27 protein-coding genes are annotated in these 25,833 nt (G+C 68.4%); 13 read left to right on the forward strand and 14 right to left on the reverse strand.

Annotation, left to right across the window (positions count from 1 at the left end; translation table 11 throughout):
- Positions 1-26: 26 nt before the first annotated feature.
- Positions 27-464, reverse strand: coding sequence for a PsiF family protein (locus tag BLR24_RS21905; RefSeq protein WP_093020779.1), 438 nt, complete (start codon positions 462-464; stop codon positions 27-29).
- A gap of 131 nt (positions 465-595) precedes the next feature.
- Here BLR24_RS21905 and argS point away from each other — a divergent pair, with 131 nt between their 5' ends.
- The 7 genes from argS (at position 596) to BLR24_RS21940 (ending at position 8,758) form a co-directional block, all read left to right on the forward strand.
- Positions 596-2,281 carry an arginine--tRNA ligase gene (gene argS, locus BLR24_RS21910; RefSeq protein ID WP_093020781.1) on the forward strand — a complete coding sequence of 562 codons (1,686 nt, stop codon included), beginning with the start codon at positions 596-598 and terminating at the stop codon, positions 2,279-2,281.
- A gap of 7 nt (positions 2,282-2,288) precedes the next feature.
- On the forward strand, positions 2,289-3,023 hold the full coding sequence (locus tag BLR24_RS21915; RefSeq protein ID WP_093020783.1) for an SPOR domain-containing protein: 735 nt from the start codon (positions 2,289-2,291) through the stop codon (positions 3,021-3,023).
- Between the two features lie 172 nt (positions 3,024-3,195).
- Positions 3,196-3,843 carry a thiol:disulfide interchange protein DsbA/DsbL gene (locus BLR24_RS21920; protein ID WP_093020785.1) on the forward strand — a complete coding sequence of 216 codons (648 nt, stop codon included), beginning with the start codon at positions 3,196-3,198 and terminating at the stop codon, positions 3,841-3,843.
- A gap of 155 nt (positions 3,844-3,998) precedes the next feature.
- Complete coding sequence (lptA, locus tag BLR24_RS21925; protein WP_093020787.1) at positions 3,999-4,736, forward strand: lipopolysaccharide transport periplasmic protein LptA; 738 nt, start codon at positions 3,999-4,001, stop codon at positions 4,734-4,736.
- Complete coding sequence (gene lptB / locus BLR24_RS21930) at positions 4,733-5,527, forward strand: LPS export ABC transporter ATP-binding protein (protein WP_093020789.1); 795 nt, start codon at positions 4,733-4,735, stop codon at positions 5,525-5,527. The genes lptA and lptB overlap by 4 nt, the downstream gene beginning before the upstream one ends.
- Positions 5,528-5,544: 17 nt before the next feature.
- Complete coding sequence (gene rpoN, locus BLR24_RS21935) at positions 5,545-7,140, forward strand: RNA polymerase factor sigma-54 (protein WP_093020791.1); 1,596 nt, start codon at positions 5,545-5,547, stop codon at positions 7,138-7,140.
- Between the two features lie 13 nt (positions 7,141-7,153).
- Positions 7,154-8,758 carry a phospholipase D family protein gene (locus BLR24_RS21940; protein WP_093021060.1) on the forward strand — a complete coding sequence of 535 codons (1,605 nt, stop codon included), beginning with the start codon at positions 7,154-7,156 and terminating at the stop codon, positions 8,756-8,758.
- 18 nt (positions 8,759-8,776) lie between these two features.
- On the opposite strand, the gene BLR24_RS21945 is transcribed toward BLR24_RS21940, so the two are convergent.
- The 4 genes from BLR24_RS21945 to BLR24_RS21960 form a co-directional block, all read right to left on the reverse strand.
- A complete protein-coding gene (locus BLR24_RS21945) occupies positions 8,777-9,409 on the reverse strand; it encodes a YceI family protein (protein ID WP_093020793.1) in 633 nt (210 codons plus the stop codon).
- A gap of 56 nt (positions 9,410-9,465) precedes the next feature.
- The gene (locus BLR24_RS21950; RefSeq protein WP_093021062.1) at positions 9,466-10,044 is read right to left on the reverse strand and encodes a YceI family protein; all 579 of its coding nucleotides are present in this window, start codon (positions 10,042-10,044) and stop codon (positions 9,466-9,468) included.
- A gap of 11 nt (positions 10,045-10,055) precedes the next feature.
- On the reverse strand, positions 10,056-10,664 hold the full coding sequence (locus BLR24_RS21955) for a cytochrome b (protein WP_093020795.1): 609 nt from the start codon (positions 10,662-10,664) through the stop codon (positions 10,056-10,058).
- Between the two features lie 90 nt (positions 10,665-10,754).
- Positions 10,755-12,554, reverse strand: coding sequence for an ATP-binding response regulator (locus tag BLR24_RS21960; RefSeq protein WP_093020797.1), 1,800 nt, complete (start codon positions 12,552-12,554; stop codon positions 10,755-10,757).
- Positions 12,555-12,638: 84 nt separating this feature from the next.
- Here BLR24_RS21960 and BLR24_RS21965 point away from each other — a divergent pair, with 84 nt between their 5' ends.
- Complete coding sequence (locus BLR24_RS21965; protein WP_093020800.1) at positions 12,639-13,883, forward strand: THUMP domain-containing class I SAM-dependent RNA methyltransferase; 1,245 nt, start codon at positions 12,639-12,641, stop codon at positions 13,881-13,883.
- A 24-nt stretch (positions 13,884-13,907) separates the two neighbouring features.
- Here the strand turns inward: BLR24_RS21965 and BLR24_RS21970 are convergent, their stop codons facing one another.
- Positions 13,908-14,333, reverse strand: coding sequence for a surface-adhesin E family protein (locus tag BLR24_RS21970; RefSeq protein ID WP_254787499.1), 426 nt, complete (start codon positions 14,331-14,333; stop codon positions 13,908-13,910).
- Positions 14,334-14,387: 54 nt separating this feature from the next.
- Between BLR24_RS21970 and BLR24_RS21975 the strand changes: the two genes are divergently transcribed.
- Positions 14,388-14,897, forward strand: coding sequence for a putative toxin-antitoxin system toxin component, PIN family (locus BLR24_RS21975; RefSeq protein WP_093020802.1), 510 nt, complete (start codon positions 14,388-14,390; stop codon positions 14,895-14,897).
- Here the strand turns inward: BLR24_RS21975 and BLR24_RS21980 are convergent.
- Together BLR24_RS21980 and BLR24_RS21985 are read right to left on the reverse strand one after the other, a co-directional pair.
- Positions 14,894-15,811 (reverse strand): BUD32 family EKC/KEOPS complex subunit, encoded by a 918-nt coding sequence (locus tag BLR24_RS21980; protein ID WP_093020804.1) that lies wholly within the window; start codon positions 15,809-15,811, stop codon positions 14,894-14,896. The two genes, BLR24_RS21975 and BLR24_RS21980, sit on opposite strands and share 4 nt — an antisense overlap.
- Positions 15,808-17,505, reverse strand: a complete 1,698-nt coding sequence (locus tag BLR24_RS21985; protein WP_093020806.1) for an FMN-binding glutamate synthase family protein — start codon at positions 17,503-17,505, stop codon at positions 15,808-15,810. The genes BLR24_RS21980 and BLR24_RS21985 overlap by 4 nt, the downstream gene beginning before the upstream one ends.
- 60 nt (positions 17,506-17,565) lie before the next feature.
- Between BLR24_RS21985 and BLR24_RS21990 the strand changes: the two genes are divergently transcribed.
- Together BLR24_RS21990 and BLR24_RS21995 are read left to right on the forward strand one after the other, a co-directional pair.
- On the forward strand, positions 17,566-18,348 hold the full coding sequence (locus BLR24_RS21990; RefSeq protein WP_093021065.1) for a UPF0149 family protein: 783 nt from the start codon (positions 17,566-17,568) through the stop codon (positions 18,346-18,348).
- Positions 18,349-18,394: 46 nt separating this feature from the next.
- Positions 18,395-19,582: an MFS transporter gene (locus tag BLR24_RS21995; protein WP_093020808.1), complete on the forward strand. Its 1,188-nt coding sequence runs from the start codon at positions 18,395-18,397 to the stop codon at positions 19,580-19,582.
- On the opposite strand, the gene BLR24_RS22000 is transcribed toward BLR24_RS21995, so the two are convergent.
- The 4 genes from BLR24_RS22000 to BLR24_RS22015 are packed head-to-tail and all read right to left on the reverse strand — an operon-like array spanning position 19,572 to position 21,451.
- Positions 19,572-19,886, reverse strand: coding sequence for a GNAT family N-acetyltransferase (locus BLR24_RS22000; RefSeq protein ID WP_093020810.1), 315 nt, complete (start codon positions 19,884-19,886; stop codon positions 19,572-19,574). The two genes, BLR24_RS21995 and BLR24_RS22000, sit on opposite strands and share 11 nt — an antisense overlap.
- Complete coding sequence (locus BLR24_RS22005) at positions 19,883-20,377, reverse strand: nuclear transport factor 2 family protein (RefSeq protein WP_093020812.1); 495 nt, start codon at positions 20,375-20,377, stop codon at positions 19,883-19,885. The genes BLR24_RS22000 and BLR24_RS22005 overlap by 4 nt, the downstream gene beginning before the upstream one ends.
- A 1-nt stretch (position 20,378) precedes the next feature.
- Positions 20,379-20,933 (reverse strand): CinA family protein, encoded by a 555-nt coding sequence (locus BLR24_RS22010; protein WP_093020814.1) that lies wholly within the window; start codon positions 20,931-20,933, stop codon positions 20,379-20,381.
- Complete coding sequence (locus BLR24_RS22015; protein ID WP_093020816.1) at positions 20,927-21,451, reverse strand: phosphatidylglycerophosphatase A family protein; 525 nt, start codon at positions 21,449-21,451, stop codon at positions 20,927-20,929. Before BLR24_RS22015 ends, BLR24_RS22010 begins: the two co-directional genes overlap by 7 nt.
- Positions 21,452-21,633: 182 nt before the next feature.
- On the opposite strand from BLR24_RS22015, the gene BLR24_RS22020 reads away from it, so the two are divergent.
- Together BLR24_RS22020 and BLR24_RS22030 are read left to right on the forward strand one after the other, a co-directional pair.
- Positions 21,634-23,115, forward strand: coding sequence for an MFS transporter (locus BLR24_RS22020; RefSeq protein ID WP_093020818.1), 1,482 nt, complete (start codon positions 21,634-21,636; stop codon positions 23,113-23,115).
- Positions 23,116-23,405: 290 nt separating this feature from the next.
- Positions 23,406-24,116 (forward strand): DUF3053 domain-containing protein, encoded by a 711-nt coding sequence (locus tag BLR24_RS22030; protein ID WP_093021067.1) that lies wholly within the window; start codon positions 23,406-23,408, stop codon positions 24,114-24,116.
- Here the strand turns inward: BLR24_RS22030 and thiL are convergent, their stop codons facing one another.
- Both thiL and BLR24_RS22040 read right to left on the reverse strand, forming a co-directional pair.
- Entirely contained in the window at positions 24,117-25,076 is a 960-nt protein-coding gene (thiL, locus tag BLR24_RS22035) for a thiamine-phosphate kinase (RefSeq protein ID WP_093020822.1), read from the reverse strand.
- 25 nt (positions 25,077-25,101) lie between these two features.
- A complete protein-coding gene (locus tag BLR24_RS22040) occupies positions 25,102-25,731 on the reverse strand; it encodes an isochorismatase family protein (RefSeq protein WP_093020824.1) in 630 nt (209 codons plus the stop codon).
- Positions 25,732-25,833: the final 102 nt, after the last annotated feature.

The raw sequence follows: 25,833 nt of genomic DNA on the forward strand, positions 1-25,833 counted from the left end.
CGGGGCTCTTTGCGGGAAGGATCAGGCTAGGCGCTCAGGCATTCCTTCATGAAGGCCTTGCGGGCATCGCCTTTCAGGGTCTTGGCCTTCTGGTCGGCATTGCAGGTCTTCATCTTTTCCTGCTGGGTCGGCTTGGCAGTCATGACCGGCTTGGCGCTCAGGCAGCTCTTCATGAAGGCCTTGCGCTCGTTGCCCTTCTTGTCGCCGGCCTCCTGGTTGCAGGTCGTCATCTTGCTTTGCTGGGCGGTCGGGGCCTTGGCCGCCGGCGTGGCGGGTGTTGCCGGAGCCTTTGCCGCCGGGGTGGCGGGTGTTGCCGGCGTAGCGGGTGTTGCAGCCGGGGCGACGGCAGGTGCGGGGGCTTTGGCAGCCGGGGCGACCGCAGGCGCGGGGGCCTTGTCTTGTGCCTGTGCGACGCCGAACGAAAGGCAGGCGCCCAGGGCGATCAGGGAAAGGAGCTTCTTCATGGTGATATGTCCTTGCAGGGTTGGTTTGTGACAGGTGCCCCGCCCCGGGGCTGCTCACACTAACGGCCCACACCGGCCGCCGGATGACCATCGCCGCGGCCGCCCGGGTTTGCCCCCGGTAAAATCCGCAGATGCTATTGGTCAAACAGGAGCTGCTCGCGGCGCTCGCGAACACGCTCGAATCCCTCTCGCCCGGCGCCGGCTCCAAAGCCGCGTTCGAGTCGCCCAAGGTGGCCGCCCATGGCGACTTCGCCAGCACGGCCGCCATGCAACTCGCCAAGCCGCTCGGGCGCAAGCCCCGCGAACTCGCCGAAGAGCTCAGCGCCGCGCTGCTCGCCACCCCCGTGTTCGGCCAGTGGGTCGAAGCCATCGAGATCGCCGGCCCCGGCTTTCTGAACATCCGCCTCAAGACCTCTGCCAAGCAGCAGATCGTGCGCGAGGTGCTGAACGCGGCCGACGCCTTCGGCCAGCAGCCCGCCACCGGTGAAAAGGTGCTGGTCGAGTTCGTCTCCGCCAACCCGACCGGCCCGCTTCACGTCGGCCACGGCCGCCAGGCCGCGCTGGGCGATGCCATCTGCAACCTGCGCGCTTCCCAGGGCGACACCGTCTGGCGCGAGTTCTATTACAACGACGCCGGCGTGCAGATCCAGACGCTGGCCAACAGCACCCAGCTGCGCGCCCGCGGCTTCAAGCCCGGCGACGCCGAATGGCCGAGCGGCGAAAAGGCCCCCGCCTACAACGGCGACTACATCGCCGACATCGCCGAAGACTTCAAGGCCAGGAAGACCGTCAAGTCGGACGACCGCGAATACACGGCCAGCGGCGACATCGGCGACCTCGATTCGATCCGCGAATTTGCCGTGGCCTACCTGCGCCGGGAGCAGGACCTCGACCTGCAGGCCTTCCGCGTGCGCTTCGACAACTACTACCTCGAGTCCAGCCTGTATACCAGCGGCCGCGTCGAGGCCGCGGTGCAAAAGCTCGTGGCCGCCGGCAAGACCTACGAGCAGGACGGCGCGCTGTGGCTCCGGTCGACCGACTACGGCGACGACAAGGACCGCGTGATGAAGAAGCAGGACGGTACGTACACGTACTTCGTGCCTGACGTCGCCTATCACATCGCCAAGTGGGAGCGCGGCTTCCACAAGGTGGTCAACATCCAGGGCACCGACCACCACGGCACCATCGCGCGCGTGCGCGCCGGGCTCCAGGCCGCCGGCGTCGGCATTCCCGCGGGCTACCCCGACTACGTGCTGCACACCATGGTGCGCGTGATGAAGGGCGGCGAAGAGGTCAAGATCAGCAAGCGCGCGGGCAGCTACGTCACCTTGCGCGACCTGATCGAATGGACCAGCACCGACGCCGTGCGCTTCTTCCTATTGAGCCGCAAACCCGACACCGAGTACACCTTCGACGTCGACCTGGCCGTGACCAAGAACAACGACAACCCGGTGTACTACGTGCAGTACGCCCATGCGCGCATTTGCTCGGTGCTGGCCGGCTGGGGCGGCGACCCCGCCACGCTCAAGACCGTCGACCTGTCGCCGCTCGAAAGCCCGGCCGCGCAGGCGCTCATGTTGCTGCTCGCCAAGTACCCCGCCATGCTCACGGCCGCCGCCAAGGATTTTGCACCGCACGACGTCACTTTTTACCTGCGCGAACTGGCGGCCAGCTACCACAGCTACTACGACGCAGAGCGCATCCTGGTCGATGAAGAGCCGGTGAAGCTGGCGCGGCTCGCGCTCGTCGCCGCCTGCGCGCAGGTGCTGCACAATGGCCTCGCGATTCTCGGCGTCAGTGCGCCGAGCAAGATGTGAAAACACCATGAAGAAGACAACCAGACAACGCGGCAACATCGTCATCGGGCTCATCGTCGGCCTGGTGCTGGGGTTGGGGGTCGCGCTGGGCATTGCGGTCTACGTGACCAAGGTGCCGATTCCGTTCGTGACCAAGACCCAGCGCGGCGGCGCCGAGCAAGACGAAGCCGAAGCCCGCAAGAACCGCGATTGGGATCCCAACGCGCCCCTGGCAGGCAAGGCTGGCGCACCCAAGCCGGCCGCTCCCGCTCCGGTGGCCCCGCCGAGCGGCGGCGACACAGCGGCCGTGGCACCGGCCACCGCGCCGCCGCCCGCCCCGCCGGTGCCAGTGGTCGTGGCTCCGGCCAAGCCCCCGCGTCCGGCGCCGGTGCCGGCCGAGGCCAATTCGCTGCCGCCTTCGAACGATCCGCTGGGCGACCTTGCCCGCGCGCGGGCCGGCGGCAGCAGCACTACTACCGCTTCCGCCGCGCCCAGCAGCAACAACAGCGCAGCAGCGGGGCCCGATCCGTTCATGTATTTCGTGCAGGCCGGCGCCTTCCGCACCACCGAAGACGCCGAGGCCCAGCGCGCCAAGCTGTCGTTGATGGGCGTCGAGGCCCGGGTCACCGAGCGCGAGCAGGCCGGCCGCACGGTCTACCGGGTGCGCGCCGGTCCGTTCAGCAAGAAGGACGATGCCGACCGCCTGAAAGAGCGGCTCGACAGCGGCGGCCTCGAATCGGCGCTGGTGCGCGTCCAGCGCTGATGCTCGCGAACCGCCGGCCGCGGTATCCGCGAGCGGCGGTTGCGAATATTCTTTAAGCTTTGCCGCGCGGCACGGGCCGCCGCCAACCCGGATTGTCCTGGGCAAGCCGCATGCGGGAACTCCGCGCGGCGCGCCGGCTCAGTCTGCCGTACCCAACAGGAGAACTCTTTCAATGAAACGTCGTGACTTTTCGCTCGCCGCCACCTCGCTCGGGCTGCTTTCCCTGGCTGGCAACAGCGCGCACGCCCAGGCGCGCGTGCCCAAGGCCGGCACCGAGTACCTGGTGCTCGACAAGCGCGTGGCGGTCGATGCGCCGGCGGGCAAGATCGAAGTGATCGAGTTCTTCTCGTACAACTGCCCGCACTGCAACGATTTCGAGCCGCAGCTCGAAGCCTGGCTCAAGACGGCGCCGAAGGAAGTGGCCTTCCGCCGCGTGCCCGTGCCTTTCGTGGGCAACGACGTCGAAGCCAAGCAGCGCCTGTACTACGCGCTCGAAACGCTGGGCAAGGTCGACGAATTCCAGCCAAAGGTGTTCGACGCGATCCACAAGCAGCGCCAGAACGTGAACGGCGACGCCAACATCATTGCCTGGGCCACCGCCAATGGCCTGGACGGCGCCAAGTTCAAGGAAGTCTTTACCTCGTTTGGCGTGGCCAGCAAGGCGAAGCGCGCCTCGCAGATGACCGACTCCTACAAGGTGGCCGGCGTTCCGGCCCTGGCAATTGCCGGCCGCTGGTATGTGGACGGCGAAACGGCCGGCAACATGACCAAGGCGCTCCAGGTCACCAACTTTCTGATCGGCGAAGCCAAGAAGGGCTGACCCCCTTTTTCAGGGGGTAATCACCTGCGGCCGGCGGAGCCGGTTTCGCGGTGTTTCCGGATGGATGTCAAGCCCGCTTTGGCGGGCTTTTTCATCCCTGCGTGCAGGGCTGGCGCCATCTGCCGCATACAATGCAGAGCAAGTTTCGTGCCTCTATGACATTGCACTCCTACTCCAACACCACTCCTCCTGTTCGCCGCCTCGGCCGCCTGGCTCGCCTGACTCACCTGAGTGTTGGCGCGCTGTTGCTGGCCGGTCTCGCCTCGGGCGCTCTGGCCGAGACGGCCGACCGCACCAAGCCGATGAACATCGAGTCTGACGCCATGCGTTATGACGACCTCAAGCAGACGAGCGTGTTCACGGGGAACGTGCTGGTCACGAAGGGCACGATCATCATCCGCGGCGCGCGCATCGACGTGCGGCAGGACGCCGAGGGCTACCAGTACGGGGTGGTCACCGCGGCCCCTGGCAAGCGGGCCTACTACAAGCAGAAGCGCAATGCGCCCGACGAGTGGATCGAGGGCGAATCCGAAGTCATCGAGTACGACAGCCGCGCCGACAACGTCAAGTTCATCCGCAATGCCGTCATGCGCCGCCTGCTGGGCGCCACGCCAAACGACGAAAGCAGCGGCGCGCTCATCGTCTACGACCAGAGCAACGACACCTACACGGTCAACGGTTCCACCGTACCGCCGAACACCGGGGTGAATGCCCCGGCGGGCGGCGGGCGGGTGAAGACCATTCTGACGCCCAAGAGCGCCACGGCGCCCGCGCCAGGCGCCCCGACGCCGGCCGGCGGACGGGCCGCGCCAGCGGCGCCACAGCCGGCACCCGGTGCCGGCCTGCGCCCGAGCACCACGCTCAGCGGCAGCGAAGGGGAAGGGCGCAAGTGATCGAAACCGCTGGAAGCCACAACGCCGATGGCACACCGGGCAGCCGCCTGGTGGTGCGCGGCCTGCAAAAAAGCTACGGCAGCCGCAAGGTCGTCAAGGATGTCTCGCTCGACGTTCAAAAGGGCGAAGTCGTGGGGCTTCTGGGCCCCAACGGCGCTGGCAAGACCACCTCGTTCTACATGATCGTGGGCCTGGTGCGGGCCGACGCCGGCGAGATCACCATCGACGGCGAACCCATTGCGCACATGCCGATCCACCGGCGCGCCCGCATGGGCCTGAGCTACCTGCCGCAGGAAGCCTCCATCTTCCGCAAGCTCACGGTCGAGGAAAACGTGCGTGCCGTGCTCGAGCTCCAGCGCGAGCCCGATGGCAACGGCAAACCCGCGCCCCTGTCGAAGCAGCGCACCGAAGAGCGGCTCTCGGGGCTGCTGGCCGACTTGCGCGTGGACCATCTGCGCGATTCCCCCGCGCTCGCGCTCTCGGGCGGCGAACGGCGCCGGGTCGAAATTGCCCGCGCGCTGGCCACGCAGCCGCGCTTCATCCTGCTGGACGAGCCCTTTGCCGGCATCGACCCCATCGCGGTGATCGAGATCCAGCGGATCATCAGCTTCCTGAAGGAGCGCGGCATCGGCGTGCTCATCACCGACCACAACGTGCGTGAAACGCTGGGCATCTGCGATCACGCGTTCATCATCAGCGACGGGCATGTGCTGGCACAAGGCACGCCCTCGGAGATCGTCGACAACGCCGAAGTACGCAGGGTGTACCTCGGCGAGCACTTCCGGATGTAAGGGAGGAGTCGGTCTCCATGAAGCAAGGGCTGTCCCTTCGCGTCTCGCAGCATCTGGCGCTCACGCCTCAGCTGCAGCAGTCGATCCGGCTGCTGCAGCTCTCCACGCTCGAACTGAGCCAGGAGGTCGAGCAGATGCTCGACGAGAACCCGTTCCTCGAACGCACCGCGGAAGAAGCGGCGCGCGAGGAATTCGGCCTCGATGCCATCGATACCCCGGTGCCGCGCGATGAATCATCGGGCGAGGCCGGCGAGAGCGACTTCGCCTCGGCCCCGACCAGCAGCGCGGCCACCACATCCAGCGAAACCACCGCGGCGACCGAGACCGACGTTCCCGCCGCCGACGCGACAGAGCGCGAGCCCGACTGGGAAGGCGACGGCACCGTCGACATGGCGCCGGACGACAGCGAGTGGGGCAGCGATGCCCCCGCGCGCCAGAACAACCTGGGCGATGACGAGCGCGCCGACGCCACCGAACTCGCGCGCAGCCAGGAGTCGCTGCAGTCCTTCCTGCACCGGCAGGCGCTCAGCCTCCGACTCAACGAGAACGACTGTGCCGCGCTGCGCTTCCTGATCGAATCGCTCAACGACGACGGCTATCTCGAAGATTCGCTGCCGGCGCTGGCCTCGGGCCTTGCGGGCGACGACAACGACCAGTTCGACGAGCTGGTGCATCACTTCCAGGTGGCGCTCGGCCTGCTGCAGAGCCTGGAGCCGGCCGGTGTCGGCGCGCGCGACCTGGGCGAATGCCTCGGCATCCAGCTGCGCGCGCTCGCCAGCGAGGACGAAACCGAAGAACACGCCCTGGTCCGCAAGACCGCCATCGCCATCTGCAAGCAGCCGATGGAACTGCTCGCGCGGCGCGACTTCAAGCGCCTGGCCACGCTCACCCGCACCAATGAAGAGCTGGTGCGCTCGGCGCTGCAAATCATCTCGCGGCTCGAGCCCAAGCCGGGTCGCCGCTTCGTCGACGTCGAGCGCAACATCGTGGTCCCCGACGTGATCGTCACCAAGATCGGCCGCGGCACCAACGTCAAGTTCCGCGTCATGCTCAACCCCGAGGTGATGCCGCGGCTGCGCGTGCACGACATATACGCCGGCGCCCTCAAGTCGCACAAGGGCGAGGGCAGCCAGGCGCTGTCGCAGCGGCTGCAGGAGGCGCGCTGGTTCATCAAGAACATCCAGCAGCGCTTCGACACCATCCTGCGCGTCTCCAATGCCATCGTCGAGCGGCAGAAAAGCTACTTCGTGCACGGCGAGCTCGCCATGCGACCGCTGGTGCTGCGCGAGATCGCCGACGAGCTCGGCCTGCACGAATCGACCATCTCGCGCGTGACCACCGCCAAGTACATGGCCACGCCCTTCGGCACGGTCGAACTCAAGTACTTCTTCGGCTCCGCGCTCGGCACCGAGACCGGTGGCAATGCCTCGAGCACCGCGGTGCGCGCGCTGATCAAGCAGTTCGTGAGTTCCGAGAGCATCAAGAAGCCGCTGTCCGACAGCCAGATTTCCGAGATGCTCAAGGAGCAGGGCATCGAGTGCGCGCGGCGCACCGTGGCCAAGTACCGCGAGGCGCTGCGCATCGCGCCCGCCAACCTCCGCAAGGCGCTGTAGAAAGCCGCCGATGGTGGCCTGCCGCCTGCTGTCGCGCTGTGGGCACTGGGTTTTCGTCATGGCGGCGGCGCTGCTTTTTGCCGGCTGCGCCACCCTGCCCGACGAAGCGCCGCGCCCGCCAACCCGGGCCATGGCCGCGTCGACCGATACCGCGCTCGGCAAGATCGCGCTGGCGGCGCAGCCCGACCCCGACCTCAGCGGCTTTCGGTTGATGCCAGGAGGCGACTTCGCCTTCGACACGCGCATCCAGCTTGCACGCCGCGCCCAGCGCACGCTCGACGTCCAGTACTACCAGATCGAGAACGATGAGACTGGCCGCTACCTGCTGCGCACCTTGCGCGACGCGGCCGTGCGCGGCGTGCGCGTGCGGCTCTTGATGGACGACCTCTACACCTCGGGCGAGGACGAACTGCTGCTTGGCCTGGCCGCCACGCCGAACGTCGAGCTGCGCCTCTTCAACCCGTTTCCGGCCGGGCGCGGCAGCCTGCTCAAGCGCTTCGCAGCCTCGCTCTTCGACTTCAGCCGCGTCAACCGGCGCATGCACAACAAGCTCTTCATCGCCGACGGCGCCATGGCGGTGGCGGGCGGCCGCAACATTGGCAACCAGTATTTCAGGCGCACGGCGGGCGAGAATTTTCTCGATCTCGACACCTTCGTGACCGGCGCGCTGGTGCCGCGCCTCGGCACCCTGTTCGACCAGTACTGGAACAGCGTTTACGTTCGGCCGATCCAGTCGGTGGTGGCCACGGGCCTTTCGCGCGAGGATTTGCAAGAGCGCTTCGAAGCCGTCACCGGCCCCGACACCACGCCGCCGCCGCCGCGGCCCGCGCCCAACGACCTGCTCGGCTACAGCCCGATGGCCGAAGACCTTGCCACCGGCAGGCTTGGCCTGATCTGGGCCCTTGCCGAGGCCTACGCCGATTCGCCCGACCGCGTGATCGGCAAGACCGTGTCGTACGGCGGCGTGCCGCTGCTCGACGTCGACAGCGTGCGCTACAACGTGGTCGAGCAGATGCGCCGCGCGCGCTCCGAGGTGACCATCGTCTCGCCCTACCTGATTCCGGGCGAGGCCGGCCTGGAAGTGATGCGCGAGATCCGCAGGCGCAACGTGAAGATCAGCGTGGTCACCAATTCGCTCGCGGCCACCGACGAACCGCTGGTGCACACCGCGTACCGCCGCTACCGCCCCGACATGCTGAAGCTGGGCGCCGACCTGTACGAGCTCAGCACCACGCGCACCCGGCGCAGCGTGCGGCTGGGGCTCTTCGGCACCTCGGTCGGCCGGCTGCATGCCAAGTCGGCGGTGATCGATCGGCAGGTACTTTTCGTCGGCTCGATGAATTTCGATCCGCGCTCCGAAACGCACAACACCGAGATCGGCCTTTTCATCCGCAGCCCCGAGATGGCGCAGCAGGCGCTCAAGCTCATCGACGTGCTCAAGCAGCAGGGCGCCTACCGCCTGCGCTTTGCCGAGGGCGGCGGCAACCCCTCGCGCATCGAATGGATCAGCGAGGACGCCGGCAAGACCACCGTGCTGAACGAGGAGCCCGACTCCGATTTCTGGGGCCGCGCCATGCTCGAGTTGCTGGCGCCGCTGACGCCCGAGAGCTTGCTGTAGGCCCGCCGTTCATGTTCGCTATTGCTGCACGTTGACCGCTTCGACCTGCACCAGCAGCTTCACCTTGTTCTCGAAGCCGAAGTTCAGGCCCCACGTGATGCCCCAGTCGCTGCGCTGCACCGTGGTTTCGAAGTCGCCGCCGCAGACTTGGCGGTTGATGAGCGGGTTCAGGTAGCAGTTGAAGCGCACGGCCTTGAGCGTGACCGGCTTGGTCTGGCCCATCAGCGTGAGCGTGCCCGGCACGTCGACCACCTTGTCGCCGTTGAATTCGATGCGGTCCGCCACGAAGCGGCCGGTCGGAAACTCGGCCACGTTGAAGAAGTCCTTGCTTTGCACGTGGCGGTTGAGCAGGTCGACGCCGGTGTTGATGGAGCTGATGTCCATCGTGATGTCGACCTTGCCGCTGCTGCCGCTGCCGTCGATCTGCACCGAGCCGTCCTTGGTACTGAACCGGCCGCGATTGGTGGTGGTGCCGTAGTGCCCCATCTCGTACATCACGAAGGTGTGGGTCGGATCGATCACGTAGCTGGCATTCTTTGCCGGGCCGCCCGCGGGCTTGGCTGCGACGGGCGGTGCCGTGTATTCCTGCGCCAGGGCGGGGGTGGCAATGGTCGCTGCAGACAATGCGGCAGCGAGGAAGAGCTTCTTCATGGCAATGGGCGTGCTTGGCGTGAAAACAAAATCAGTTGAGAGGACAAAAAAGGGGCTCAAAGCGGACCGAGGCCCGCGAGCGTGAACTTGAAGCGAACCTGCACGTCGTTGCCGATCACCGAGGTGTCGGTCCATTCGCCGTCGCCCACCTTGTAGTCGAGCCGCTGGATCGTAAAGCTTCCGGTAGCCACCGCGTAGCCGCCAGCCGGCGCGATGGTGACCGGCACCGTGACCTGCCGCGCAATGCTCTTGATGGTGAGCTTGCCCGCCATCTCGAACCGGCCTTCGCCCAGCGCCTTGATGGCGCTCGACTGGAAGCTGGCCTGCGGAAAATGCCCGGTGTCGAACCACGGGGCCTTGGGCAGTTCGGCGTCGCTCATCGGCACGCCGAGCGATGCGCTGGCCGTGTCGATCTGCAGCGCCACAGTGCCGCCTTCGGGCTTCCTCGGGTCGAAAGCCACTTGCGCTTCGAACTTCTTGAAAGTGCCTTCCACCGGCACGCCCATCTGCTTGCTGACGAAGGCGATCTGGCTCTTGTCGGCCACGAGCCGGGTCGCCGTTGCGGGCTCGGCGCCCGCGGGCGCCAGGTCGGCGAATGCAGCGGCTGCGAGAAAGAGACGGAAGATGCGCATCATCTGGCGGATTCCTAGCGTGGCGCGGGCCACATGCGTTTCAAGATGCCGTCGCGGTCGATCCAGTGGTGCTTGAGCACCGCCGCCACGTGCAGCAGCGCCACCGCGGCCAGCGTGAACGCGCTGCCCTTGTGCAGCGGCTTCAGCACGGCCTCGGCCAGCTCCTTGTCGACCGGCATGAAGTCCGCCAGCGGCAGCACGCCGAACCACACGACCGGAAAGCCCAGGGCCGAGCTGTAGGCCCAGCCGAACAGCGGCACCGCGAGAAACAGCAGGTACATCAACGCGTGGCTCGCCCGATAGCCGGTGCGCTGCCAGCGCGGCATGGTGGCCGCCGCATGCGACGGCAGCGGCGGCGGCGGATGGCGCAGCCGCCACAAAAGCCGCAGGGCCGACAGCAGCAGGATCGTCACCCCGGCCCATTTGTGCCAGTTGTAGAGCTTGATGCGGGCCGGCGAGAGCGGCAGGCCGGTCATGTAGAGTCCGACGCCCAGCGAGCCGACGATCATGGCCGCGAGCAGCCAGTGCAGCGCCATGGCCACCGGGCCATAGCGCAGGTCGCGCAGGGCGGCGGGCGTTTCGGCAAGGGCGGTGGCGGAAGATGGAGGTGTGTCGGCAGGCATCGGAAGCAGGACCAGCGGCCTGTGCGCGGAGCATATATCGGAAGCGGTGAAGGCACCGCACGAGCCGTGCCAGGCGCGTGGCCGGCGGCGTCAGTGCCCTGATGACGCCTGCTGCGCCTGCAGCAGCACCGCATGCAGCTCGGCCGGTTGCACCGGCTTGCGCAGTGCGTGCCAGCCGCGCTCCGCAGCCAGCCGATGGGTGGCTTCGCCGATGTCGGCCGAAATCAGCGCGATGGTGAGCGACGGCTTCTGCCGCTGCAGCCGTTCCGCCAGCGCGATGCCGTCGAGCCCGCCCGGCAGCCGGATGTCGCACAACGCCGCGTCGAGCGCGCGCAGGTCGGCCAGCGCCAGCGCCTCGGCTGCGCTGCCGTAGACACGCGGCGCCAGCTGCCATTGCCTCAGCAGCGCACTGAGGCTGTCGGCCACCACGGCGTTGTCTTCCACCACCAGCACGGCAAGGCCCGGATGCAATGCGCGCGCCGCCGCGTCGGAGGGCGGCTGCGGCAGGGGCGCAGGCGCCGGCGGCACCGGCGCATCGGCAGGCGCCGCGGGCAGCTCGAAGCCGAACACCGAGCCACGCCCCGGCGCCGAGCGCAGCGACACCTCGATGCCGAGTTGCCCGGCCAGCCGCCGCACGATCGCCAAGCCCAGCCCGTGGCCGCGGCGCAGGTTGCGCTCGACATTGCCGACCTGCTCGAAGTCGCCGAACACCCGCTCCTGCGAATCCGCCGCAATGCCGATGCCGCTGTCGCGCACCTCGATGCGCCAGGCGCGCCCGGTGTCGCGTCGGCGCGCCCGCACCGCCAGCAGCACCCGGCCGCGTGGCGTGAACTTGACGGCGTTGTCGACCAGGTTGGCCAGCACGCGGCGCAGCGACACGGCATCGGCCCAGGCCACCGCATCGGTGGGGCAGCGCAACCTGACGCGGCCAGGGCCGAACTGGCGCGCCAGCTCGCGCAAGAGCGGCGCCAGCGACACCGCCACCGGCTGCAACGGATCGATCGCCGCCTCGATGCGGCCAATTTCGAGCAGCTGGTTGGTGAGGCCTTCGAGCGCCTGCTGCGCCCGCGCGAGCGACGCCACCGTGTGCTGCACCAGCGGCGCGTCGGCGCCGTTGTTCAACTGCTGGCGCAGCACCTCGGTCTGCAGGCCGATGGCCATCACCGGCTGGCGCAGGTCGTGGTTGGCGGCCGAGAAGAAGCGCAGCCGTTCGGCCTGGGCCCGCTCGGAGGCGCGCAGGCCGGCCAGCGCCTGCTCGCGCAAGCTGCGCTCGTTGAGGCGCAGGCCGATGTTTTCCTCGAGCTGGCGCGAGCGTTCGGCCACCAGCTTCCACATCATCGCGGTCAGGCCGATGCCGATGACCGACACGGCCATCATGGTCGGTGCCCCGAGCCACAGCCCGGTGAGGATCACGGGTGCCAGCAGCAGCGTGATCGCCAGCTGCGTGGCCGGCGTGTAGAAAGAGACCGAGAACGCAGACGAGAGCGTCATTCCCATCAGCATCAGCCCGAGCAGCAGCTGCTGCTCGGCGTGGCCCGTGTTGAACAGCAGCACGCCGGCCAGGCCGTGCGCCAGCTCCCAGATGCCGGTGCGCACGGTGTGCAGGCGCTGCGCCTCGCGCAGACTCTCGGGCGTGAAGGGGTCGGGCAGGCGCTGGGGAAAGAAGCCGCGCATGACCGTCACCAACGTGATCAGCGAGATCCACACCAGCGCATGAGCGAGCGAGTATTGCCAGGCGAAAAGAGCTGCCACGCCGCAGTTCAGCAGGTATTGCACCAGCAGCACCGGGCCGATGGGCCGAACCGAAAGCCGCAGCACCTCGCACTCGATCGCAAAGCGGTCGTTTCCGGCAATGACCGGAGCAACCATGGGCGCGGTGGTGGAATTCATCGGCCGGGCCACTATATAGAGAAGCGGCCCGGCGCGGCGACAATGGCGTTTCCCCAGCCGGCCGATGATGATGGCAAACCCCTTGTGAACGATCTTTCTCTTTTTCTGCCTTGCGCCGCCGGCGTCGAGGAATTCCTGGCGCAGGAAGTCCATGCGCTCACGGGCCGCGTCGGGCAAGACCTGCTCACGCTGCGCGGCGGCGTGCGGGTGCGCGCCGAGTGGCGCGACGCGCTCAAGCTCAACCTGCACAGCCGGCTCGCGCAGCGCGTGCTGGTCGAGCTGGCCCATGCGCCCTACCGCAGCGAGAACGACCTGTACGCCATCGCGAGCGGCGTGGCCTGGGAGATCTGGTTCACGCCCAAGCAGACCTTCAAGATCGAGACCACGGCGCAGCACAGCCCGCTGCAGAGCTTGAACTTCGCCACGCTGCGCATCAAGGATGCGATTGCCGACCGCTTTCGTGCCAAGGCCAACGGCGTGCGACCCAGCATCGAGACGCAGTGGCCCGACTGTCGGGTGTTCGCCCACCTGACCACCGAGCACTGCACGCTCTACATCGACACCTCGGGCGAGCCGCTCTTCAAGCGCGGCTGGCGGCAGGACAAGGGCGATGCGCCGCTGAAGGAAACGCTGGCCGCCGCCATGCTGGCCGCCAGCGGCTGGTGGAATCCCGAAACCGGCCAGGTGGCCGCCGAGCCGCTGTACGACCCCTGCTGCGGCAGCGGCACCATTGCCATCGAGGCGGCGCAAATTGCGCGCGGCATCCCGGCCGGGTCGCTGCGACGCTTCGGCTTCGAGAAGCTGCTGCCGTTCCAGGCGCACGTGTGGGATGCGATCAAGAAGGGGGCCGAATCATCGGCCACCGCGCGGGAGGTCGCGATCTTCGGCTCCGACGTCTCGCACCGCATGGTCGACTTTGCCGAGCGCAACGCGGAGCGTGCCGGCGTGGCCGACGCGATCGAGTTCCGCGGCGGCGACGCGCTGCAGCGCATGCCCCCGGCCGAGGGCGGCGTGATCATGCTCAACCCGCCCTACGGCGAGCGGATCGAGGTCGGCGGCGTTGCGCGCTTCGGCGCCCGCGAGGCCGCGCAAACGCCCGGCAATGCCGAGGGCGGCGGCGAAGTGGACGAGGGCGGCGAGTTTTTTCCGCAACTCGCCACGCACTGGAAAAAGAACTACCCCGGCTGGACCGCCTGGGTGCTCACGCCCGATCTGAAACTGCCCAAGCGCATGCGGCTCAAGGAGTCGCGCCGGGTGCCGATGTGGAACGGGCCGATCGAATGCCGCCTGTTCCGCTTCGACATGGTGGCCGGCTCGGCCAGAAAGTAGGCAGGCCGGCGATCCGGCGGGCGGTTACTTCACGCCCACGCCGCACGCTGCGTTCACCGTCCTGGCCGCCAAGTCTCCCGGCAGGCCGTCGAATTTCATCGGACGGACATCGGTTTCGTCGAACTCCCGCACCGCCAGCGGCGGCCCGACGAAATTCGGCTGCCCGAAGTAGGTGGCGCTCACGTAGCGTGCCTTGCGGGCGTCGCAGTCCACGCTCGCTTGGGCCGTGACAGACCGGAACTTGATGCCCTCCTGGCTGGTGCGGGGCTCGGCCAGGCTGATTCGCACCGCCACGAGCCGCTTGCTTCCGTCCACCACCACGCTGGTGGGGTCGACCTGCACATAGCTGTTGGTCGCCTCTCCGGCCGAGCCGGTCAGGGTGAGCCACTCCGCATGGGCCAGCGGGCCTGCCAGAAGGGCGAGCAGCAGCAGGAAAGGTCGTTTCATCATTCGGAGTTTCGAAAGGCGCCGCGCACGGCCCGGGCAGCAGATTGTGAATGGACGATGCCGTTTGTGCCTTGCGGTGGCGCATGGTGCAACATCGGGGTTATTCCAAACGCACAAATTTTCCTTTCCCCAGAAGAAGCAAGCGCCGCGCCCGGTGCCTTCGTTGTCATCGACACCAACATCGCGCTCGATTTGCTGGTGTTCGACAACCCCGACTGCCTGGCGCTGGCTGCCGCTCTTGCTGCCTGCGAATTGCGCTGGCTGGCGACCGCTGCCATGCGCGCTGAGCTTGCGCGGGTGCTCGGCTATCCGCTCATCGCAGCGCGCCTGGCGCGCAGGAGCCTGGCGGCAGAGGCCGTTCTCGCGGCCTTCGACGAGCGCGTGCAACTGGTTGCAGAGGTGCCGCCACGCGCCCCTTGCGTCTGCAAGGACCCGGATGACCAAGTCTTCATCGATCTGGCGGTGGCCCGGCGCGCACGGCTGCTCAGCAAGGACCAGGCCGTGCTGACGATGCGCAAGCGCCTCGCGGCGCAAGGCGTGGTGGTGCAGGCGGTGCTGGCGCGCTAGCCGGCAGAGGCGGAGGGCGGCGCACCGTGCCAGCGCCCCAGGAGCCGTGCCACCGCGCGCACGCGTTGCGTGTCACGGCCCCAGCGGCGGCTGGCCGGCAGCTTCTGCGCCCACTTCATGCGCCGCGCCGCCTCCGCGATGCGCTGGCGCACCTCCTCGCCCACTTCGGCGAGCGCGGCGTGCCAGTGCAGGCCGGCGGCTTCGGGCGCGGCGGCCTCCAGCATCATGGCCGTGGAATGCAGGTAGCTGAGCCAGTCGCGCGCCTGGCACTCGGCCAGCGTCATTACTTCGGCCGGGTCGTCCTCGAAGTCGATGTAGCCGATGACCCCGTCGGGGCACTGCACCAGGTTGCGGTCGAAGGCCTGGCTCAGGTGCTGGCCGCGCACATGCACCTGCGCGATGGCGGCGAGCCCTTCGCGCCAGACCGCGAGCAGCGCGGCGGGCCCGGCCGCCGCAGCCTGGTCGAGCCGCTCCTGCAGCACGACGGTGGTGCGGCCGCTTTCGCCCAGGTCGGAGATGAGCAGGCCGTTCGGCTGCTGCGCCAGCACCGCGGGCACGCGCAGGCCTGCGGCTGCCAGCTGCCTGAGGCGCCGGGCCTCGGTGGCAATGGCGGCTTCGCCGCCCGGATTGGGCACCGGCTTGATGATGTCCAGCCGCGCCATGCGTGCAACCGCCGCCATCACGCGGTAGCCCCACTTGCCGTGGCGCGGGCCGGCCTTCTTGAGCCACACGCGTTCGCTGCCCAGGCGGTGGCTGGCCACGTTCTTCTGCTGCTTGGGCAGCGTGACGCGCAGGAACTCGGCGTAGTCGCCCGGCGCCGGCGCAAAGGGCTGCGCGTCGAGGGGCGCGGGCGCCGAGGCGGCCCCTTTGGCGCTGTGCGGCCGCGCCGAAGCGCCGCGTCGCAAGGGATTCATGCGGCCAGCGGCAGGTTCGACACCAGGCCGTGCGGCCCCTGCGTCGCAGGCTGAAAGCTCTCGGCACTGGCCAGCGGCCAGTAGGTGCGGAACACGTTGTGCTGCTTGTCGAGCGGGCCGAGCAGAGCGCCAGGCTGCACCTGCATCACCAGGTTGCTCAAGAGGCGCACCTCGGTGTCGGAGATGCGCCGCACGATGTGGTGCGCGGTGATCTGCTGCGGATGATCGAGGCCGGCCGCCTGCACCAGCTCCTGCAGCGCGTGCAGCGTGCTGCGGTGGAAGTTGCGAACGCGGTCGGCCTTGGTTGGCACCACCAGCGCCTGCTGGCGCACCGGGTCCTGCGTGGTCACGCCCGTGGGGCAATGGCCCGTGTGGCAGCTTTGCGCCTGGATGCAGCCCAGGGCCATCATGAATCCGCGCGCCGCGTTGCACCAGTCGGCGCCCAGCGCCATCATGCGCGCCACGTCGAAGGCCGTGATCACCTTGCCGGCGCAGCCCAGCTTGATGCGGTGGCGCAGATTCACGCCGATGAGCGTGTTGTGCACCAGCAGCAGGCCCTCCTGCAGCGGCGCGCCCACGTGGTCGCTGAACTCGACCGGCGCGGCGCCCGTGCCGCCCTCGGCGCCGTCCACCACAATGAAGTCGGGCGTGATGCCGGTCGCCTGCATGGCCTTGACGATCGCGAACCATTCCCACGGATGGCCGAGGCAGAACTTGAAGCCCGTGGGCTTGCCGCCCGACAGCTCGCGCAGCCTGGCGATGAAATGCATCATCTCGACCGGCGTGGAGAACGCACTGTGCGAGGCAGGCGAGATGCAGTCCACGCCCACCCGCACGCCCCGCGCGGCCGCAATCTCGATCGTGACCTTGGGCGCGGGCAGCACGCCGCCGTGGCCGGGCTTGGCGCCCTGGCTCAGCTTGAGCTCGATCATCTTCACCTGCGGATCGCGCGCGTTGGCGCTGAAACGCTCGGCGTTGAAGCTGCCGTCCTCGTTGCGGCAGCCGAAGTAGCCCGAGCCGATTTCCCAGATCAGGTCGCCGCCATGCACGCGGTGGTGCTGCGAAATGGAGCCCTCGCCGGTGTCGTGCGCAAAGCCGCCCATCCTGGCGCCCTGGTTGAGCGCGAGGATCGCGTTGGCCGACAGCGCGCCGAAGCTCATGGCCGAAATATTGAAGACGCTCGCGCTGTAGGGCTGCGTGCAAACTTGTGCCGGGTTGGCCTCCGCCGGCTGCGGCGTGCCGCCGATCACGATGCGGAAATCGTGGTTTTCAAGCCGGGTCGGCTGCATCGAGTGGTTGATCCACTCGTAGCCCGCAATCGTCACGTTGAGTTGGGTGCCGAAAGGGCGGTTGTCGGGGTCGCCCTTCGCGCGCTGGTACACCAGCGAACGCTGCGCGCGCGAAAACGGCGCCGCCTCGGAATCGCTCTCGATGAAGTACTGCCGCATTTCCGGCCGGATGAATTCCAGCAGGAAGCGCAGGTGGCCGATCACCGGATAGTTGCGCAGGATGGCGTGGCGCGTCTGCCGCAGGTCGTGCACGCCGGTGCCGCTGAGTACCGCAAAAACCACCAGCGCCACCCAGGCGGCCCAGAGGTGCGGCGACACCAGCACGGCGGCCAGGCTGGCGGCCAGGCCCGCCACGCACAGGGCAAAGGCGCTGTAACGCGTTGGAAACGGAATAATCGTGGGCATGGAGATGAGTGGACTGCCGGAGCCTGCTGCATCATAGAGGGCTGCCCCGAACTTGCCATGATGACGACCACCAACGACACCCCCCAGGCCGCAGCACCCGCCTCCGCCCCCCTCGGCCCCGACGATTTCGACGCTCTCGACCAGGCGCTCGACGCCATGCGCGAGCAGGACGAGGAAATTCCCCAGTGGGAATTCTGCGAAGGCTTCATGGCCGCGCTGATCTGCACCCGCCGGCCCATCGAGCCCGCCGAATACTGGCCCGTGCTGCTGGGCGATGGCTTCGCGCCGGCCCAGCACATGGAGTTCGTCTGGAACTGGAAGCGCCGCTGGCTCGAAATCGAGGAAGGCCTGGACGCCGACGTGCAGTCGCTCGACGACGAGCGCAGCTGGCAGCCCGAGGTGCTCGACACCCGCGGCGCCATTGCCTCACTGCCCGAAGAAGAGCGCGCCGCGGTCGAGGGCGAGGAAATTCCCTCCTTCGCGCAGGTCTGGGCGCTTGGCTTCATGTATGCGGTCGAGAACTGGCCCGAAGACTGGGCCGCCCCGCGCGACAAGGAAGCCGCGCAGATGCTCGACGACGCGCTCGACAACATCGTCGCGCTGACCGAGGACGACAAGGCCAAGCCCACGCTCTCGATGTTCAGCGACGACGGCCCGCCCAGTGTGAGCCAGCAGCGACTGGACGATTTCGGCGCCGCCATCTGGGCCGTGTACGACCTGCGCCAGCTCTGGAAGAGCATGGGGCCGAAGGTAGAGACCATCCGCAAGGAAGCGACTCCCGGCCGAAACGATCCCTGCCCCTGCGGCAGCGGCAAGAAGTACAAGAAGTGCCACGGTGCCTGACTCCGGGCCGGCCACCGCACCGCTGACACCACGCGCGGCGTGGGCCATGGTGCTGGCGCTTTGCGCCGGGGTGGCGCTGAGCCAGGCCTTCCGCACGGTGGGCGCCATCATGGCAAGCCCGCTGCAGGCCGACTTCAGGCTCTCGGCCCAGGCGCTCGGCATTTTCTCGGGCGCTTTTCATTTCGCCTTTGGCGCGATGCAGCTCTTCATGGGCATCGGCATCGATCTTCACGGCGTGCGCCGCACGGTGCTCGTTGCCTTTCCGATCGCCATCGCGGGCGCGTTGCTGTCGGCGGTGTCCTCGAGCTACCTGGTGCTGGTGGCGGGGCAGGCGCTGATCGGCATCGGCTGCGCGCCGGCCTTCCTGGTGTGCACGGTGTTCATCGCGCGGCACTTTCCGGCGGCACGCTTTGCCACCGTGTCGGGCCTGGTGCTGGCCATCGGCGGCCTTGGCATGCTGGCCACCGGCACGCCGCTCGCGTGGCTGGTGCAGGCCTATTCGTGGCGCGCCGGGTTCCTGGTGCTGGCTGCGGCTTCGGCGCTGGCGTGGCTCGCGATCTGGCACTGGGTGCATGAGCCCGCGTCGGCCGTTCCTCGGACGAACGAATCAATTCCCGAGGCCATCCGCCAGTTCGGCGCGCTGTTGGCCATGCCGCACACGCTGGGCATCGTCCTGCTCGGCGCCGTGACCTACGCGGCGTTCATCTCGCTGCGCGGGTTGTGGCTCGGGCCGCTCATGGTGGAACGCCACGGCTATTCGCTGGTGCAGAGCGGCAACGTCGCGCTGGCAGTGTCGGTGATCTCGCTTTTCGGTGCGCCGCTGTTCGGGCGCCTGGACCGCGACGGCCCTGCGCGCCGCCGCTGGATCGTGGCCTGCGCGCTCGGCTATGCGGGCCTGTTCGCGCTCATCGCCTTCACGCACTCGGCCTGGCTGGACATCGGTGGCATGGTGCTCATCGGCATGCTCTCGGGCTTCATCGTCTGGCAATACGCCGACGTGCGCGTGGCCTACCCGGTCACGCTCACGGGCCGCGCAATGGCGGTGTTCACCATGGCGGTGTTCCTCGGCGTGGCGCTCATGCAGTGGGGCACCGGCGTCGCGGCCTCGCTGGCTGCGGCACATGGCGGCGATCCGCTCACGGCCGTACTGGCCACCATCGCCCTGCTGCTGGTGCTGGGCATCGCGGCCTTCGCGTGGCTGCCCGCGCCGAAGGCCCAAGCCGTCAGATCTTGAAGGCGCGCTGGATGTCGGGCCGCACGAGGTCGGCGTATTCGCGGTGCTTGCGAATGTAGCCCGCGATGAACTGGCACACCGGGATCACGTGAAGGCCCTTGGTGCGCGCCTCGTCGAGCACATGCCGTGCAATGCCCGAGCCCACGCCCTTGCCTTCGTGCTCGGGCAGCACCTCGGTGTGGGTGAACATGATGGCGTCGGTCAGCAGGTTGTATTCGGCGTAGGCCGCGAGCTGGCCCTCGAGTGCGGCTTCGTAGCGGTGCTGGGCTTCGTTGTTGGTGATGACGAGGTTGCTGTTGCTCATGGTTGGCGTGCGAGATAGGTGGCGAGATTGGCGGCCGCGGTGGCGCGTACCTTGTTGCGCAGCATCGGGGTCCAGCCGAGCAGCAGCCCGGGGGCACCCAGGGCCTGGCGCGACCAGGTCCAGAACGCAAAGCTGTCGCGCTGCGTGGCAATCAGCCCGTCGGGCGTGAAGCCGAAGCGCGAATCCACGCTGTTGTTGACCAGCCGGCCCGTGGCGCTGAAACGGTAGTGCGCGTCCCAGTGGGCCTGGCCGCTGGTTTCGTCGGCGCGCACGTCGCGCCACGTGAGCCGCCAGACGTCGGCGCCCTTGGCCCGGGTGGCATCGCACAGCATGCGCCACATGCCGCCCACCTGGCGCCGGCCGCGCAGCGAAAAGGCCTCGTCGTCGAACGCCGCATCGCTGGCATAGCAGGCGGCCATGGCGGGGGCATCGAGCCTGGAGAAGGCCTCGTAGAAGCGCTCGATGGTCTGGGCGTTGGCTGCTGCTGTCATGTCATGGGGCCTCTTTTGTTGTGTCGGGGTGCGGGCCGAGCAGGCCCACCAATGTCTGGAGCGCGTAGTGCACCGTGGCCGCGCGCACCGCGGCGCGGTCGCCCTCGAAGCGGCGGCGCTCGGTGCGAACCTGCCCGCCGACCGACCAGCCGAACCACACGGTGCCGACCGGCTTCTCGGGGCTGCCGCCGGTCGGTCCGGCCACGCCGGTCACGGCCACTGCCGCCTGGGCCGCCGATCGTGCGATGGCGCCTTCGGCCATGGCGCGCGCCACGGCTTCGCTGACCGCGCCATGGGTGTCGATCAGAGCCGCATCGACGCCGAGCAGCTCGGTCTTGGCCGCATTCGAATAGGTGACGAAGCCGCGCTCGAACCATGTGCTGGAGCCTGCGAGTTCGGTGCACGCGCCCGCAATGAGCCCGCCGGTGCAGCTTTCGGCCGTGGCCAGCATCCAGCCCTTCTTCAGTAGCAGGTCGGCCGTGGCCGCCACGAGCGCGGGCGTGGCTTGGTCGGCAAGAAAGTTCGACGGGGAGGATGGTTCCATGAAGCTCACCATGCGCGCCAGAGCGCGATGACCAGCAGTGTGCAGAACGCCGCCACCAGGTCGTCCAGGATGATGCCGAAGCCGGCGCGCCACCAGCGCACCTCGGTGGCATCGCGTTGCTTGAACAACCCATCGGCCCAGGCCACCGGACCGGGCTTTGCCGCGTCGAAGAAGCGGAACAGGCCGAACGCCACCGCCTGCGCGAGCAGGCCCGCCGGCGTGACGAGCCAGAGCACGATCCAGAACGCGACCACCTCGTCCCACACGATGCTGCCTGGGTCCGCCACGCCCATGTCGCGTGCCGTGACGCTGCAGGCCCACCAGCCGATGGGCAGCGAGGCCAGGATGACCCAGCCGATGGTGGCGGGCGTGAGCCACAGCTGCATCACGGCAAAGGCCGCCCAGGCCCACAGCGTGCCGACGGTGCCGGGCGCGATGCGCGGCAGCCCGGAGCCGAAGCCGAGGGCGATGAAATGCGCCGGGTGAGACAGCAGAAAGCCTGTCGTCGGGCGGGGCGTGGCTTGCGGCATGGCGCCTGCGGAGGAGGAAGAAGAAGGGGAAGAGGCAACTTGCATCAAGGCCAGAGTGTCGCGCATTCGGGGGCCTGTCCAAGACCCTCTATTTATCAAAGCAATAGCTTGTTTAATTCAAGACGGAGGCCTAGTATCTGGGCCTTGCTTCGCTCCCGATGGTCCGCCACGGACCGCACCAAATGACCGCTGCCTCACCCGACTCCCCTGCCGTTGCCGACCCTTCCTCGCGGCTGCGCCCGCCGCCTGCCACCGCCGCCGCCTGGAGCGACCTGTTCCGCGGTCGCAACGGCTGGCGCGCCGTGGCTCTCACGGGCGGCGTCGCGCTGCATGCGGTCAACGTGCACATCGTGACCACGGTGCTGCCGTCGGTGGTGAACGAAATCGGCGGACTCGACTGGTATGCCTGGAGCACCACGCTGTTCGTGGTGGGATCGATCCTTGGCGCCACGCTGTCCGTGCGGCTGCTCGCCGGGCTGGGGCCGCGCGGCGCCTGCCTGGCGGCGCTGGCGGCATTCACCGCGGGCTCGATGGCATGCGCGTTCGCACCGGCCATGCCCTGGCTGCTGGCGGGCCGCACGGTGCAGGGGCTGGGCGGCGGCTTGCTCGCGGCGCTGAGCTATGCGCTCATCCAATTGGTGTTCGCGCCGCGGCTGTGGCCTCGCGCGGTGGCGCTGGTGTCGGGCATGTGGGGCGTGGCCACGCTCTGCGGGCCCGCGGTGGGCGGCCTGTTCGCAGAGGCGGGGCACTGGCGCTGGGCCTTCTGGTCGCTGCTGCCGCTGGCTGCGCTGCAGGCGCTGCTGGTCATGGTGCAGCTGCGGCCCGCGGCCGGCGTGCGGCACGAGCGCGTGGCCCGCATGCCGCGTATTCCCGCAGTGCAGATCGGCTTGCTCGCGGCATCGGTGCTGGTGATCGCGGCGAGCGAGTTCCTGCCGGCGCTCGCCTGGCAGGCCGCGGGCGTGGCGCTGGGTCTGGCGTTCGGCGTGGCCGCCACGCGGATCGACCTGCACGCCGCGGTGCGGCTGCTGCCCACCGGCGCCTACGCGGTGCGTGCGCCCATGGGCGCCATCTATGCGAGCGTGGTGCTGCTGCTGATCGGCACTACCACCGAGATCTTCGTGCCGTACTTCCTGCAGTTGCTGCACGGCCATTCGCCGCTGTCGGCCGGCTATCTCACGGCCGCGATGGCCGGCGGCTGGAGCGCCGGTTCGCTGCTGTCGTCGGGCCGCAGCGGCGCGGGCGCCGATCGCATGCTGCGCGCCGGGCCGGTGGCCTGCACGCTGGGGCTGGCTGCGCTCGCGCTGCTGCTGCCGGCGCCCGGCCGCCTGGCGCCGGGGCTCGAAGCGCTGCTGGCCGGCCTCGCACTGGGAGCCGTCGGGCTGGGCGTGGGCATCGGATGGCCGCACCTGGTCACGCGTGTGATGTCGCTCGCGCCGGCCGGACAGGAAGGCCTGGCCTCCGCCTCGATCACGACCGTGCAGCTCTACGGCATGGCCGTGGGTGCGGCGGTGGCGGGGCTGGTGGCAAACGCAGCCGGCCTCTCGGAGCCGGGTGGTGCCGCGGGCGCCCGATCGGCAGCGCTATGGTTGTTCGCGAGCTTTGCAGTCGCGCCTGCGCTGGCGGCATGGCTGGTTGCCCGCTTCGTTGCGCCGCGCCGCCGATGACGGACGGCGCCGTTCAGGCCACCACGCCTTCCCATCGGAGCTGCCGCCTCTGGCCCGCAAGGCGCCGCGCCAGGCCACGTGCTGGTCGGCGCGGCACAGCACCAGGCGGTGACATCTCGGTGGTGACCAAGCGCGGACATTCGCTGTCTGCGGCGGCGCGCAGTTTCATCGACGTGCTGAAGCAATCGCTGTAGGCCACCGTAGGCCGCTGCATGCCGTCCGATGTATTCGCCGGCGTCGCCGGCCATCGTATGCTCGGCGGCTCATTCTCAAGCGAAGGCATGGTCATCATGAAAAGAATCCTGGTCCGTTTCAACGCCTTGTGGCTGTGCCTCGCGTTCAGCGTGCTGCTCGCGGCCTGCGGCAGCAAGGAGGCGGAACAGCGCACCGCCTTCATCGGCTTCCTGCAGACCCGCGTGCTCGACAAGCCGGGCCTGCGCGTGCCCGCGCTCACGGCCGACGAGAAAGCCTCTTTCGGCGACTATGCGCAGCACTACGCGGTGATTGCCGATTTCAATGAAGGCATGAACAAGTCGGTCGGCCAGCCGATGAGCCAGGTGATGGCCAAGGGCGCGCTGCGATCGGTGGCCGACCTGGCATCGCGCCGCGACGACCTCAAGGCCGCCAAGGACGGCCTGGGCGGCCTGCGCACCGCACTCGACAAGGAATTGGCCAAGGCCGACGCCGCGCATGCCGGGCTCAAGCAGCCGGACGACCTGAAGCAGGTCTACGACAAGGCTTATGAAAAGACCGTCGCGGCACCGGCCGCCACCTTCAAGGAGGTGTTCCCCGCGCTCGATTCCGTGTTCGACGGCGCGCTCGCGGTGGGTGACTATCTCGAAAAGAACAAGTCGAAGATCCAGGTGTCGGGCGCATCCATGACCGTGAGCGATCCGGCCGTGCAGGCAGAACTCAACAAGATGCTGCAGGACCTCAATGGCCATTCGAAGGCCATCAACGCTGCCCAGACCAAAATGCAGGCAATGGTCCGCGGATCCTGATCACGCGAAGTGGTCGAAGGAGCCGAAGCGCTGCGCCACCGGCGCCCCGCTGGCGTCCACGATGCGCAGGCCGGCTTCAGCTTCGATGCGGCCGATGCGCGTGATGCGCGTGGCGCTTTCCTTGCCGGCCTTTTCGACCGCCGCCCGTGCGGAGGGTGCCGCGGTGAAGACCAGCTCGTAGTCGTCGCCGCCTGAGAGTGCACAGGTGCGCAGCACGTCGGAGCCGAGGCCCGAGGCCGCGGCGGCAGCCACGACGGATGCGGCCGCATCGGCGTCGAGCGTGGCGCCCACCCGGCTCGAGGCGAGGATGTGGCCCAGGTCGCCGACGAGCCCGTCGCTCACGTCCACCGCCGCGGACGCCGTGCCGCGCAGGGACAGGCCCAGTGCCACGCGCGGCGTGGGCTGCTCCATGCGTTGCCGCGTCATCGAGAACACATCGGCCGGCAGTGCGAGCGTGCCGCGAAACACCTCCAGCGCGAGCCGTGCATCGCCGAGCGTGCCGCTGACCCAGATGTCGTCGCCGGCGCGCGCGCCCGAGCGCAGCAGCGCCGCGCTGGTGGGCACCTCGCCAAACACCGTGATGCAGATGTTGAGCGGGCCGCGCGTGGTGTCGCCGCCCACGAGTTCGCAGCCGTGTTCTTCGGCCAGGGCAAAGAGCCCGCGGGAAAAGCCTTCGAGCCAGGGCTCGTCGACACCGGGCAGTGCCAGCGCGAGCGTGAAGGCCAGCGGCCGCGCGCCGCAGGCTGCAAGGTCGCTGAGGTTCACCGCCAACGCCTTGTGGCCAAGCCGCGCCGGATCGACGGTCGAGAGAAAGTGCCGGCCTTCGACCAGCATGTCCGAGGACACGGCAAGCTGCATCCCGGGTGCCGGCGCGAGCAATGCGCAGTCGTCGCCCACGCCGAGCGGGGAGCGCTTGGCGGGGCGTTTGAAGTAGCGTGCGATCAGGTCGAATTCACCCATGGGGCGAGCATAAGCGCTACAACACTCACTCCCGCGCACGCCGGTTCGACATCACCACGTTGTCCTTCTCGATCGCCTGGCCGGCCTGCATGGCCGCAATCCAAGCGTCGGTGCTCGTCACCGCCGCAAAATTGCTGTGGAACACAACGCTGAACACGCGGTGGATCTCCTCGGCGCTCACCTGACCGGCGGCATTCGCATAAGGCAGCGCGCCGGTGGCATCCGACAGGAACTCCACGTTCAGCCCGCGGTGCATCGCCTCGAACACGGTCGATGCATCGCAGTTCTGGGTCATGTAGCCGGCCACGCTCAGCGTGTCGATCTCGTGGCGCGCGAGCCAGTCGCCGAAGTCGGTGCCGGTGAAGACGCTCGGGAATGCCTTGGTCACCAGATGGTCGTGCGGGCGCCTGGCAATCTCAGGGTGCAGCTGGCCGTTGTGGGTGTCGGCCTGGAACACCGGGGCGCCCTTGGGTGCATGGTGGCGAACCACCACCACGGGCGTGTCGGCGGCATGGGCCGCGTCCATGGCCCGCGCGATGTTGGGCAGAGATTGCTCGACGGGCGGGTATTCGATCGGCAATCCGCCGCCTTCGAAATATTCGTTCTGCACGTCGATCACGACGAGGGCCCGGCGCGGTGCGGTGGTGTTGCTCATGGTCTGTCTGCTCCGTTGGATGTGTTGTGGAATGAGGTGATTGTTCTCGCTGGGACGCATGCGAGAAAGTGGCCCGGAAGCCATTCATCGATAAAATCGGGC

Origin of the sequence: Variovorax sp. OV700 (assembly GCF_900099805.1) — a bacterium.
Lineage (GTDB): Bacteria > Pseudomonadota > Gammaproteobacteria > Burkholderiales > Burkholderiaceae_C > Variovorax.